The sequence below is a fragment of the Undibacterium sp. Di24W genome, assembly GCF_049340325.1.
GTDB lineage: Bacteria > Pseudomonadota > Gammaproteobacteria > Burkholderiales > Burkholderiaceae_D > Undibacterium.
Genome location: NZ_JBMPOP010000001.1, coordinates 656652 through 669271, shown reverse-complemented (window position 1 = coordinate 669271; position 12620 = coordinate 656652). Strand labels below are relative to the sequence as shown.

General features: G+C 47.6%; 9 protein-coding genes and 1 other RNA gene. 3 read left to right on the top strand and 7 right to left on the bottom strand.

Going from position 1 to position 12620, the window contains the following annotated elements:
• Positions 1–57: 57 nt before the first annotated feature.
• From pxpA to ACO0KZ_RS02695, 6 genes are all read right to left on the bottom strand, one after another.
• A complete protein-coding gene (gene pxpA, locus ACO0KZ_RS02720; protein ID WP_422992460.1) occupies positions 58–849 on the bottom strand; it encodes a 5-oxoprolinase subunit PxpA in 792 nt (263 codons plus the stop codon).
• Positions 842–1831: a biotin-dependent carboxyltransferase family protein gene (locus tag ACO0KZ_RS02715; protein ID WP_422992458.1), complete on the bottom strand. Its 990-nt coding sequence runs from the start codon at positions 1829–1831 to the stop codon at positions 842–844. The genes pxpA and ACO0KZ_RS02715 overlap by 8 nt, the downstream gene beginning before the upstream one ends.
• A gap of 30 nt (positions 1832–1861) precedes the next feature.
• Positions 1862–2527: a 5-oxoprolinase subunit PxpB gene (gene pxpB / locus ACO0KZ_RS02710; protein WP_422992456.1), complete on the bottom strand. Its 666-nt coding sequence runs from the start codon at positions 2525–2527 to the stop codon at positions 1862–1864.
• Positions 2528–2581: 54 nt separating this feature from the next.
• Positions 2582–3316, bottom strand: a complete 735-nt coding sequence (locus ACO0KZ_RS02705; RefSeq protein WP_422992454.1) for a hypothetical protein — start codon at positions 3314–3316, stop codon at positions 2582–2584.
• Between the two features lie 147 nt (positions 3317–3463).
• On the bottom strand, positions 3464–4870 hold the full coding sequence (locus ACO0KZ_RS02700; protein ID WP_422992452.1) for an MBL fold metallo-hydrolase RNA specificity domain-containing protein: 1407 nt from the start codon (positions 4868–4870) through the stop codon (positions 3464–3466).
• Positions 4871–4979: 109 nt separating this feature from the next.
• Complete coding sequence (locus tag ACO0KZ_RS02695) at positions 4980–6680, bottom strand: thiamine pyrophosphate-binding protein (RefSeq protein ID WP_422992450.1); 1701 nt, start codon at positions 6678–6680, stop codon at positions 4980–4982.
• 293 nt (positions 6681–6973) lie between these two features.
• Here ACO0KZ_RS02695 and ACO0KZ_RS02690 point away from each other — a divergent pair, with 293 nt between their 5' ends.
• The 3 genes from ACO0KZ_RS02690 (at position 6974) to ACO0KZ_RS02680 (ending at position 11835) form a co-directional block, all read left to right on the top strand.
• Complete coding sequence (locus ACO0KZ_RS02690) at positions 6974–7579, top strand: chalcone isomerase family protein (RefSeq protein WP_422992448.1); 606 nt, start codon at positions 6974–6976, stop codon at positions 7577–7579.
• Positions 7580–7763: 184 nt separating this feature from the next.
• An RNA gene (rnpB, locus tag ACO0KZ_RS02685) (RNase P RNA component class A) lies at positions 7764–8143 on the top strand.
• Between the two features lie 500 nt (positions 8144–8643).
• Positions 8644–11835 carry an EAL domain-containing protein gene (locus ACO0KZ_RS02680; protein WP_422992446.1) on the top strand — a complete coding sequence of 1064 codons (3192 nt, stop codon included), beginning with the start codon at positions 8644–8646 and terminating at the stop codon, positions 11833–11835.
• A gap of 32 nt (positions 11836–11867) precedes the next feature.
• Here ACO0KZ_RS02680 and ACO0KZ_RS02675 read toward each other — a convergent pair whose 3' ends face one another.
• Positions 11868–12593 carry an ABC transporter ATP-binding protein gene (locus ACO0KZ_RS02675; RefSeq protein ID WP_422992444.1) on the bottom strand — a complete coding sequence of 242 codons (726 nt, stop codon included), beginning with the start codon at positions 12591–12593 and terminating at the stop codon, positions 11868–11870.
• Positions 12594–12620: the final 27 nt, after the last annotated feature.

Below are 12620 nucleotides of genomic sequence, written 5' to 3'. Positions count from 1 at the left end.
AGGGTCTTTGTGGATATTGCTATTTTTAATTTGTTTTTTCGCGCTAATGAACTTAAATCACCCATTACTTGATGCTTTGGTCTGGCTAGTCACTTCGATACCATGTTCGTCAAATGCCGCTCGTAATGCCTGTATCGTCGCGAGTGCATGTACGCCATCGCCATGTACGCATATGGTATCCGCCTGTACTTTGATTATGTCTCCGTCAACGGTGCACAGCTGATGCTTTTTTATGAGTTGTAGACTTTGTGCAACGGCCTCATCGCGATGCTCTATGCAAGCGTTCGCTTGGGAGCGTGGCACCAGGCTGCCATCGGTTCGATAGCGTCGGTCCGCAAATGCTTCGCTAATGACCTGCAATCCAGCGGCTCGCGCTCGCCCGATTATCGGACTACCTGCTAGAGCGACGAAGCTGAGTTGAGGTGCAATATCTTGCATGACCTGAATAATAATATCAGCCAGAATTGGGTCAAAAGCCGCTTGATTGTATAAAGCGCCGTGTGGTTTGACATGTCGTAGATGCGCGCCGTGTTCCGTTGCAATCCGTATTAAACTACTTATTTGATCACGTAGGTCTTGCGCAACGTGATCATAGGGTGGTGTTTGAATCTTTCGTCCAAAATTTTCTTTATCTGCGAAGCTGGGATGCGCGCCGATGGTGACACCATATTGTTGCGCGAGTTGAACTGCGACACGCATACTGTCCTCGTCGCCAGCATGCCCGCCACAAGCGATATTGGCAGAGCTGACCAACGCCAATATTTGCCCATCACAACTTGCGCCTTCGCCTAGATCCGCATTTAAGTCTATGGATAACAATTGCTGTTGAGTTGTTTGTGATTCAGGCATGAATAATCCAGTCAATTCGTGCGAATTCTCTCCGCCATTTTTCTTGCGCCAAAATTGCGGTGTCGTTTTCTACGGGAATAAAACAAAAACTGTGACCGGGTGGTGTCTGTGCCACTTTCCACAAGTCGGCTTCGATCACACAAGCAATTTTCGGATAACCTCCGGTTGTTTGTGCATCGGCTAATAAGATGATGGGTAGTCCGTTCGGCGGTACTTGAACCACACCGGGTAAGACGCCATGCGATAGTAAATCCTGCGACACGGTACGTTGTAAAGCGAGGCCTTGTAAGCGGCAACCCATACGATTACTTTGTGGGCTGAGTTTCCATGCTTGCTGCCAAAACTGCTGGCGTGCGGCTGAACTAAATTGCTCATATTCCGGACCAGGAATGGCGCGAATTTCTGGCGACCAGATGCGCTGTTGGACACCCAGTGACTTTTGTAAATCTTGTGCGGGGCCTAATTCGAGGACATCACCAGACATTAAGGCGCGACCATGATAGCCGCCGAAGCCGGCCTGTAAGTCAGTCGAGCGCGATCCCAATACTTGTGGAACCGCTATCCCACCATCAACCGCGAGATAAGCTCGTGCTTCTTTAACTGCGCCTGTTAGTCGCAGAATTTGACCCGCTTTCGCAAAGTGACGCCATGCTTTGGCGACGGATTTACCGTCGAGCAGAGCGGCAAAATTAGCACCGCCAATCGCAAACCAGCTATCGCGTTGGAATTGAATTTCTACTGGCCCTATGACGATTTCTATGCCAGCACATTGCACGGCATTTCCGACCAGTTTGTTCGCCAGCATGAGGGAGTATCGGTCAAGTGCGCCGCTTTGACTAATCCCTAAGTGACGTTGACCATGTCGCCCTAAATCCTGTACAGAAGTTTGTATGCCGGCTTTGAGTACACGCAACTGAGATAGTTGATTATCCTTGCCATTAGCCGCGCTTGGGTTTGCCTTGCTGGGTGAGCTAATAGTCATAGGAATTTAGCGTGTGTTAAGTAGCGTGTGTTAAGAGAACTGAATATGTTCGACAACAAATCGTACGCTATCACCCGGTTGCAAAAGTGTTGGTTCGGCTCGCTGTGGATCAAATAGTTTCAGTGTCGTATGACCAATCAACTGCCAACCACCTGGGCTCGCAGCAGGATAGATCCCAGTTTGTTTGCCACCAATTCCGACTGAGCCTGCAGGCACACGCGAGCGTGGCTCGGCGCGCCTCGGCGTCGCCAAACTTTCAGGCATACCACCGAGATAGGCAAAGCCCGGTTGGAAACCTAAAAAATACACGACATAGTTGGCAGCACAATGACGCTTGACGACGTCTTCAAGTGATAGCTGACAATGCTCTGCAACGAATGGCAAGTCAGGCCCAGAATCGCCACCGTAATGCACTGGAATTGCAATTTCGCGACCACCCTGAAACTTATCTTTGCTATGCTGAAACAGGTCTTTCAATGTGCGCAAAATGTCGTCGGAAGAATGCAGTAGCGGATCAAAGATCGCTGTCAGATTATTCATGCCTGGCACGATGTCAATGCAGAGATTGAGATCTCGCAATTGCTGCGCCACATGCCATAGTTTCTTCTGATGAATCAGATCAATCTTGTCTGTGCTCGTTTGCATGACAACAGCACGTTCGCCTAGACAATAAAAAGACATGGATGGCGCAGACATAGTCGGTCGCGCGCTTTAAGTTAAGGTATTCATTGCAAGTTTAGGTGTTAAACCTTACCAGCGGAAACCGACTTTGACGCTAACTGTGTCGTTGTCGCCCGTACGATCCAGCTCAGCACCCAGATTCACTAAACCCAAATTGGCGTTAATGCCGGCGAACAGTTTGTTCGCAGTTGGGGATACTTTTTGTAGACCGCCGACGTTTGGAGTAATTGCACCCCAGACACGACCAATGCCTACGTACGGTGTAAACATGACGAAACCTTTAGACGCTAGCAGTTCCACACTCTTTGTGTTTGCAGCGAATTGGCTGACGCCGGATAACTTGGTGTAAGCACCACGTATTGCCACAGCAGGCATAGCAACACCACCTTCGATCAAGGCATAGCGTGCTTCCATACCGAACAATTTGATATCAGAATCAGGCGCTGCGCTGAGCGAGGCGCCGACATCGATGTTGAATGGCAAACCTTTGTGTACATGAATTTTAGGCATAAACAAAGTGGAGACATCCGCCCCCGCTTTTTTCCAGACTGAGCTATTGCCTAATTGTGTGGAGCTCAATTCGCCACCGATATCAAAACCCGTGATGCCTAAAGGGGCTGCTGGCGTCACGCCTTTATAGCTGCTAACAGAAGTGAAGTCAGTCGCGAGGCGATGGAATTCGCTTTGGTTTAAGGTCTTTAGTTGTGTGAAATCAGTACCGGCAAATGCCGGTGTGGCTACACCAGTAATCACGCTAGTGAACAAACCAACATACGCGGCTTTGAAAATCTGTTTAGCTATCATTGTTACTCCAAAAAAGTGAAAGTTGCGATGCAATGCCGGTGTACCGTGGGCAGCAACAAGGGGAAAGCACTAATTTTACCCTGCACTGGTGATTCCACCTAGTACTCAGCTTGGTAACAAGACGGTGAATCTGCAAATCGGTTGTGACTATATGTCGTTGCCAAGTTCAAAAGCTTGCGATTTGCTAGGGATAATGACTTCGGTTTTGCTTGCTGCGTTAAGATTTTTGGCAAAAATATGCATTACATCTTCTTCGCCGTGAACTAAGAACGTTTTTTTTGCATGGGTTTGCTTATGCCAAGCCAGCAATTCATCCCGGTCTGCATGCGCTGAAAATCCATTGATAGTATAAATGTTGGCATTCACAGAAAAATCTTCACCGAGAAAGTAGACGCTGCGCGCGCCATCGATAATCTTGCGCGCCAAGGTACCGTAAGCCGCGAAGCCAACAAACACCACGCTAGCGTTTTTGCGCCACAGATGGTGTTTGAGGTGATGCCGTACCCGACCTCCCGTGCACATGCCAGAGCCAGCCATAATAACCGCACCACCGTTGATGCGATTAATCGCCATGCTATCAGCCAGATCACGTGTGATATGCAAATTCGATAAATGAAATGGATCTTTCCCTTGCTTAAACAGGGCCGCGCTTTCTTCGTCATAGCACTCTGGATGTTGACGGAAAATTTGGGTCGCAGAGATGGCCATCGGCGAATCTAAGAACACATGCATAGACGCGGATAAAATCCCTCGCTCTACGCCTTCTCGCAGATACCAAAGGATTTCTTGCGCACGTTCTAAAGCAAAGGTCGGAATGATGACGTTGCCTCCATGCGCGAAAGTATTATTGATGGCTTGGTAAAGTTCTGCCACTGAATCGTCTAAAGAGCGATGCAAGCGATCGCCATAAGTTGTTTCCATTACTACGATATCGGCCTTGGGTGGTACCGCAGGATCGCGCAAAATTTTTCTGCCATCACTACCCAAATCACCAGAAAACAAAACACGAACATGTTTGCCTTCTTCTTTCAAATCGAGAAAGATACAGGCTGAGCCTAAGATGTGGCCTGCTTCGTAGAAGGTCGCGCTGATTCCATTTGCTATGTGGATATTGTGTTCGTATTTTGCCTCGCGGCCAAAATAGTCAAAACAACGGGTGGCGTCATACAGGGTGTATAAAGCGTCTGGTGGGGGCGCATCGCTGTGTCGGGCAAATTTTTTTGCTTGAAATTTTGCTTCAGATTCTTGCAGATGGGCGGAATCGAGTAAGACTAAACGTGCTAGATCTTTGGTAGCTGAAGTAGAAATGATCTCACCGCGAAAACCGCGCTTTACCAATAAGGGTAATCGTCCACAATGATCGAGATGGGCATGCGTCAGCAGCACATAATCGATTTCACTGGCAACAAAGCCAAAGTCTTCGGCGTTCTCTTCGGATAAGTCACGCCCTCCTTGGAACATGCCACAATCGATTAAGATCTTTTTACCCGCGCATTGAATTAAGTGACAAGAGCCAGTGACATCCTTATTTGCGCCATGAAATGAAATTCTCATTACGTCTCCTCATTGGATTTTTTGATGCCGGTTGAGTGTAGTCCGGCATTTCATAAGCCACCTTGATCTTGCACAGAGAATACTCACAGGCCCTAGGGCCTGTCTCGTCCTAGACTTTTTGTTTATTGGCTAGAGCTTGCTTTCGTAAGCTTTGCAGACTAGCGCCAGGGGTAATTAAATTACCGTCGTATCGCAGTTCTATCAGGGCGGGTAAATTCTTTTCTCGCGTATGCGCCAATGCGCGAGCTAAAGCCGGTGCAAAGTCTTCCGTTTTTTCTACTATCTCACCCGCCGCACCAAAAGCTCGCGCTAAGGCGGCGAAATCTGGGTTGTGCAATTGAGTGCCCGATACGCGACCAGGAAATTCTTTCTCCTGATGCATGCGTATCGTGCCGTACATACCGTTGTTGAACACCACAATAATTACACCCGCTTGATATTGGACGGCGGTGGCTAGCTCTTGCCCATTCATTAAATACTCACCATCACCTGCGAATACCACCACCGTGCGCTCAGGCTGCACAATTTTGGCCGCAATCGCAGATGGCATGCTATAGCCCATTGCACCAGAAGTCGGTGCCAATTGGGTACGGAACCCTCCATATTGGAAATAACGATGCGCCCATGTCGCGTAGTTGCCAGCGCCATTCGTGATTATCGTGTCGGCAGGGCAGGCTTGCTGAATGCTGCGTACAACTTGCCATAAATTGAGTGGCGCTTGTTCTTGAGCAAAGATGGCGGGCTCAGATTGCCATGCAAGTAGTTCGGCTTTGGCCTCGCTGACCGAGTTGCGCCATGCATCGCTATTGACAGCTTCCATTTGGCTTAGAACTTCGGCGATTTGCGGCATACCGCTGTTGATCATTAATTCACCTTGGTAAACTCGACCTAGTTCCAAGGCATCGCTATGTATGTGTATCAATGTTTGTTTCGGAACTGGTGCGTCCAGTAAGCTGTAGCCGCTGGTCGTCATTTCGCCTAAGCGTGGGCCTATTGCCAAAACCAGATCTGCATCCTTGATACGTTGTGCTAATTTGGGGTTAATGCCGATACCAACATCGCCTATGTAGTTTGGATGCGTGTTCGGCAATAGGTCTTGAAAGCGGAAAGCGCAACCCGCTGGTAAATGATTGGCTTCGATGAAGTGGGTGATCTTGGCACATGCTTCAGCATCCCAACCGCCACCACCTAGAATCACGACAGGCCGTTTTGCCTGCGCCAGATAATTTCTAATCTGCGCTGTTTGTGTTACAGAAGGGGAGGCCTGAATTGCTGTGTAAGCTCGGGTGTCGGTAACGCTTGCTTGCGCCGCCAAACAGTCTTCTGGTAAGGCGAGTACCACAGGGCCTGGTCGGCCGCTGGTCGCGACTTGAAATGCATGTGCAATGTATTCGGGGATACGGTCGGCTCGATCGATTTGTGCCACCCATTTCGCCATCGTCCCATACATACGTCGATAATCAATTTCTTGGAATGCTTCGCGTTCGACAAAATCATTACCAACCTGGCCGACGAATAAGATCATTGCGGTGGAATCTTGTTGTGCTGTATGCACACCTATCGCAGCATTAGTTGCTCCCGGGCCGCGCGTAACAAAGCAGATTCCGGGTTTGCCCGTCAATTTGCCGTATGCTTCGGCCATAAATGCAGAGCCGCCTTCCTGTCGATTGATAATGAAGCGGATAGGACTATCATGTAGTGCGTCCAGTACTGGCAGATAGCTTTCACCAGGAACACCAAAAATAAATTCCACTCCATGCACTTGCAGGGCGTCGACGACTAATTGACCACCAGATCGGGATGTAATCATAGAAACTTTGAGTTGTGAAGGTAAGGTGAAGAAGCAAAAGCGATACGCTAACAGAATAGTAGTTATTTCGACAAATTGAATGTAAACGCTTGGTACAGCCCGGTCGCAATTGATCCACCGCATTTTGAAAATGGTATTTTTGCTACTTTTGGAGGGGGCACTCCAAAATTCTACTTTTCAGAATGAAACGCTTGCGTGTAGGAGGGTTTTTCACTATCTTTTATCGGTGGAAAAAACACAGTCAATCAAAAAATATTTTTTTGAGATGATATTTAAAAAACTAGGAGACACCAATGAATTTCGTATCAATGTCCAAGCGCCGCTTGGCGCTGTTTAGCCTTGCCTGCGCAGCTTTCTTATCTGCCCCTGCACTTGCCGACACGGTGACGGTCGCCGGCATCAAACTTGACGACACAGCGCAGGTGAGCGCGCAAACTTTAAAGTTAAATGGGGCTGGCATACGTTATAAAGTGTTCTTCAAAGTGTACGTCGCCGCGCTTTACTTACCAGAGGCAAAGTCAACAACACCGGAGGTTCTGGCCTTGCCCGGCGCCAAACGTGTGACCCTGGTGATGTTGCGAGACTTGAGTAATGATGACTTGGGTCAGCGTTTCATGGATGGTTTGAGAAACAATTTGGATATCGCAGAACGTTCCAAATTCATTAAGCATATGATCACATTTGGTCAAATGTTTTCCTTGGTGCCCGTATTGAAGAAGGGGGATATTTTGACATTTGATTGGGTTCCAGGCACTGGTATCGTTTGTCAGTTTAATGGTCAAAAAGTAGGTGAGACCATTAATGATGCTGCGTTTTATAACGCCGTTCTCAAAATTTGGATAGGCAATGTACCAGCAGACGAGTCTTTGAAACAAAAGATGTTGAATGCCAAGAGCTAATTTTTAGTGTTGATTAATGCTGATAATATGCCTATTGATCAGACGTAGTTAGACTTAAGAGACACCGCTGCGGCGGTGTTTTTTTATTTTTGTTTCCGTCTTTTGCCCAATTTTCAGTGTACTTAGAAGCGGTTAGTCGCTCGACAGCTCGAGTAGCGCTCTGCAAACTGTTACAATAGCGCCCGAAGCAGGCCAGACAATCGCTGGTTGCCGTGTTCACACGGCGACGGGAGGAAGGTCCGGACTCCATAGAGCAGGGTGACGGCTAACGGCCGTACGTTGAAAGCTAAGGCGCGAGCTGAGGTATAAGGCGAGGAATAGGGCCACAGAGACGAGTCTTTGGGGAGTAGCGGGCGCAAGCCTATGCTAAACCACAAAGGGTGAAACGCGGTAACCTCCACCCGGAGCAATTTCAAATAGGCACGCGTTGAGGTGGCTCGCTGAGCGTGCGGGTAGAAAGCTTGAGCGGCGGAGCAATCCGTCGCCTAGAGGAATGATTGTCATAGCGCGATGTAGCAATGCAAAGCGCCGTAACAGAATCCGGCCTACCGGCCTGCTTCATTTTTTCGCGATCTTGTTTCGATCAAGATCCACCATGTCATTATTCGGAAGTTCTATCTTCAGTATCTCCTTACTTAGTTTTCATCTAGTCGAGAGATCGTCAAATTTATGGCGTTTTACGATGTCGTACCTCATGTTTGTTGGTACTCTGCAAATGCAGTGATACACTTCAATTCAACCCAGAATTTCCATGAGGATTTGAGACGATGGTGGATGCGCTTTTCGAGGCAGTTCTTACGTGAATGAGGCGAAAATAGCTAGCTATTTGCAACGAAGAACGAAAAGAGTCACCGAAAATGCGCCGCCAGCGCTCAAGTAGCGTCGAAGATGCGCCTAGTGGAAAATCTGGGTTCAAATAGACTTTCCCTATATTGTTCTGCGTAAGCTGTGAGCTGCTATCTTTTGATACCTGAGGATCATTAATGTTTGTGATCCAGGCGGCGACTAAGCAAAACGGGTTGAGATTGACTCGCAGTCCTTATTGATTCAGGAAGAGGTGAAACATGGCAGGTAGTACGAAGAAGGACGAAGCTTGGGAGGTTCCGATTTGGGCATTGTTAAGCTGCGTTTTGCTGATTGTTCTCGTTATTGTTGCACAAACTTGGTGGTCCATCGTCCAAGATAAAAACCTGACCTTGGCCGCCGCGAATCGTAACAGTCTGCTCAGCGTACGGATTTTAGAAGAGCATGCCAATCGTGTGCTGAGTGACACCTCCCGAGCCGTTATGGCAGTGAGTGAAGAGTTGCAGGGCAAAAATGAAGTAGTGGCGCATGACGAGGCGCAGGCGCGCCAAGTTTTAAGCAATCAACGACGTGATTCACAGTTTATTTATGCACTCTCTTTAATTGATAATCGGGGCATGCTATGGGCTTCTTCCTTACGCTTCCCGATAGAGGCGACCGATGTTTCAGCACTGACGCATATCGCGGACTTGAATAAGCCAGCGAACGCTTACCAACGCAGTGTGGTTATTGGTCAGCCGTTCACCATAAAAAAGACGAATCAATACCTACTGCCGATGGCGCGCAATCTATTCGATGCAAGCGGCCGCCCCATGGGACAGGTACAGGCCGATATCAATCTATCTTATTTTCAAGAGTTCTATGAGCGTGTAGCAAAAGATGCCGGTGCAAAAATTTCTCTCTACGATAAGGAGGGAAAGTTGATCGTCCAAACGCTCAACACGAGTGCATCCTCGCAAAACCAGAGCATTGATGCGAAGGTAGCGCAAAGCATACAAAATAGTTTTTCTGAAAATGGCCGGGTAGAAAATTCCTTGATAGACAGCGGTCAGGTGATGACTTATACCTATCTAAAGATGAACGATTTTCCGCTGGTCGTCGTGTTTGGTCGTGATGTAGATACGACATTGTTAGAGTGGCGTAAACGTGTAGAACAAAAGTTGTTGATCGCGATGATCTCAGTCAGTTTTACTTTGTTGCTCGCATATCTGTTGTATCGCAAGGTCAATAACTTACGTTTGTCGCGCGGCAAATTGAGTGAGAGCGAACGCCGATATCGCATGTTATTTCAGGATGCACAAGATGGTATTTTGTTGATCGATAAATCTTACAATTTCGTTGATGGCAATCAGAACGCATTGGAAATGTTAGCAGTTGATAGTAAAACTGATTTTTTGATGCTTGATATTAGTGAGTTTTCTGCTGATCTTCGCTACACTCAACCTACGGTTGCAGCAAAAAAAGCCGAGGCGATAAAGAAGTTTGTTGATTTGGCTTTTAAAGGCAAGGTGCAAAAATTTGAATGGATTGCGCATAGACGAGGGAAAGACTGGTACAGCGAAGTGACCTTAAGCAGAGTCAAGATTTCCGCTGAACCTATGGTTTTTTGTGTGATGCGAGATATCTCACTACGCAAACATGCGGAGCGTTTGTTACAAGGGCAAAATCAATTATTGCAATTGATAGGTAGTAGTGAAAGCTTGGAATCTATTTTGATCGATACTTGTCACTTTGTGGAACGTAATAATCCACATTGGCATTGTGGCGTACAGTTACTGACGATTGATCAAAAAGTATTTACACAAACGATAGGCGCGCACTTCCCCGAGATTTTGCGTCGACAACTTACCGACGCGCCGGTTTGCCTCGGGAACGGTGTGTGGAGTGAGGCCGTGATTGATGTCGTCCCAGTGTGGACACAAGACATTCCCCGTTCGCCGTCGATGGAGTTTATTGCGCAACGCAAGTTACTGGCAAATTATGCCGCAGTAGGTTCTTGGCCGATTATGGGTAAAACGGGATTAATACTCGGTACTTTCACCCTATTTTCTGAGTCAACCGCTGCCTTAAGTAATGAAGATTTGAGTCTGATTAGCATAGCCACTGATGTCTCGAGTATCGCGATTGAGGGCAAGCGTGCCGAAGAAAAGGCGATACGATTAGCGCATTACGATGATGTCACCAAGTTGCCGAATCGATTTTTACTGAGTCAGTATTTAGCGAAGGCCTTGATTTATGCCGAAGATACGGATGGCAGTTTGGCTGTGTTATTGCTTGATCTGGATCGATTTAAAGCGATTAACGATAGTTTTGATCACGATGAAGGCGATAAAGTTTTGCGCAATGTCGCAGCGCGCCTCAAGATAGTACTTTCGGAATCTGACACGATCGCGAGGGTGGGCGGCGATGAATTCATGTTGTTGTTGGATCGGTATAAAACACCGCGCGAATTAACCGATATCGCAGACAAACTATTGCAAGCGGTAGCAACACCATTCGAAATTAATGGTCAAGAATTGCAGATCAGCGCCAGCATAGGTATCGCCGTGTTTCCGCAAGATGGCATAGAAGCTCAGTCCTTGATGAAGAATGCCGAGATTGCCATGTATCGAGCTAAGCACAATGGCAAAAACAATTACCAGTTCTACGATGCGAATATGAATGTGCATACGGTAGAACGCCTAGCATTTGAAGCGCAACTGAGGCGCGCTCTAGACAATCGCGAGTTTGTTGTCCATTACCAACCTAAAGTGAGCGTTGTAAACGGAAAAATTCTGGGGGCGGAAGCGCTGGTGCGCTGGAACCATCCTGAGAACGGCATCATTTTGCCTTCGCATTTTATAGGTCTAGCGGAAGAAGCTGGCTTAGTCAGTAAGATGGGCTTGCAAGTGTTGGATATGGTTTGTCGCGACATCTCACACTTTAAAACGATGAACACGGAATTTGGACGGGTCGCAATTAATTTGTCGGGTGCGCAGTTTAATGACGATTTTTTATTGGGTGAACTGCAGAAGGTGATTGACTTCTGGAAGGTCCAACCGAAGGACATAGAATTCGAGATCACCGAAAGTATGGTGATGAATAATCACGAGCAGGCGATTCGTCACATGGATGGTTTAAATGCTGCCGGATATACTTTGTCTATCGACGATTTTGGAACGGGTTATTCTTCTCTCGCCTATTTAAAACGCTTCCCAGTGAATAGTTTGAAAATTGACCGGTCGTTTATTCAAGATATGCCGGGCGATTCAAACGACACCGCGATCGTCCTGGCGATCGTCGCGATGGCTAAGACCTTGGGTTTGAAAGTTGTGGCAGAAGGCGTGGAAAATGTCACGCAGTTGGAGACTTTGGTAGCTTGCCAGTGCGATGAATATCAGGGCTTTTACTTCTCGAAAGCAGTGCCTGTTGAGGCCTTCGTTGAATTGTTGGAGCGTCAAAATAGAAGTTGAACGCTTGTGCATGGCCGCCTTAAGTCGTGGCCTTAAGGCGGGAAACTAATACAGCGCATATAGGCTTGCTCTAAAGTGTCTGCAGCATATTGCGCACGACAAGCTTGCGGACTGCCTACAAAGCGCAATTGGCCTTCATGCAAAATCGCCATGCGGTCGCAAATGCCTTCTACGTCAGCCAAAGCATGTGAGCTGAAAAACAGTGTACCACCTTGTTCGCGCAATGCCTGCAGTCGGGCGCGCAATAAGGCGCGTGCTTTGGGATCCAGCCCACTCATGGGTTCGTCCAACACATAGAGTTTTTTCTGCGCCAGAAAGCAGGCGGCTAAGCCTAGCTTTTGGGTCATGCCTTTGGAATACGAACGCACGGGCTTGGTCAAGGCTGACAAATCTAAATCGAGTTCCTGCAAAGCTTGTTCCGCTACCTCGGTTTGATACGGAATATTCTGTAAGCGCAGCATGTAGGTCAAAAAATCTTTACCGGTCAAATAATACGGCGGCATAAAACGTTCAGGCAAAAAAGCCAAAGGCTCGCGTGCTTGCGTCAGGCGGTTGCTGACACCGAAGATATCAATGGTCCCTTGATCGACTGCGCAAAAATCTAGCAGACATTTTAATATCGTGGTTTTACCCGCGCCATTCATACCCACCAAACCAAAAAACTCGCCTTGTGCGATCTCAAGGTCGATCGATTTCAAGACCGTTTTTTTGTCGTAGTTTTTGACGACTTGCTGTAAGTGGATGGCGGCGTGAGTCATGTTAGTGATAAGCGAGGAGAATTATTT

Excerpts from the sequence above, each read along its gene's own strand:
- pxpA (WP_422992460.1), bottom strand. The coding sequence starts at position 849 with ATGCCTGAATCACAAACAACTCAACAGCAATTGTTATCCATAGACTTA.
- ACO0KZ_RS02715 (WP_422992458.1), bottom strand. The coding sequence starts at position 1,831 with ATGACTATTAGCTCACCCAGCAAGGCAAACCCAAGCGCGGCTAATGGC.
- pxpB (WP_422992456.1), bottom strand. The coding sequence starts at position 2,527 with ATGTCTGCGCCATCCATGTCTTTTTATTGTCTAGGCGAACGTGCTGTT.
- ACO0KZ_RS02705 (WP_422992454.1), bottom strand. The coding sequence starts at position 3,316 with ATGATAGCTAAACAGATTTTCAAAGCCGCGTATGTTGGTTTGTTCACT.
- ACO0KZ_RS02700 (WP_422992452.1), bottom strand. The coding sequence starts at position 4,870 with ATGAGAATTTCATTTCATGGCGCAAATAAGGATGTCACTGGCTCTTGT.
- ACO0KZ_RS02695 (WP_422992450.1), bottom strand. The coding sequence starts at position 6,680 with ATGATTACATCCCGATCTGGTGGTCAATTAGTCGTCGACGCCCTGCAA.
- ACO0KZ_RS02690 (WP_422992448.1), top strand. The coding sequence starts at position 6,974 with ATGAATTTCGTATCAATGTCCAAGCGCCGCTTGGCGCTGTTTAGCCTT.
- ACO0KZ_RS02680 (WP_422992446.1), top strand. The coding sequence starts at position 8,644 with ATGGCAGGTAGTACGAAGAAGGACGAAGCTTGGGAGGTTCCGATTTGG.
- ACO0KZ_RS02675 (WP_422992444.1), bottom strand. The coding sequence starts at position 12,593 with ATGACTCACGCCGCCATCCACTTACAGCAAGTCGTCAAAAACTACGAC.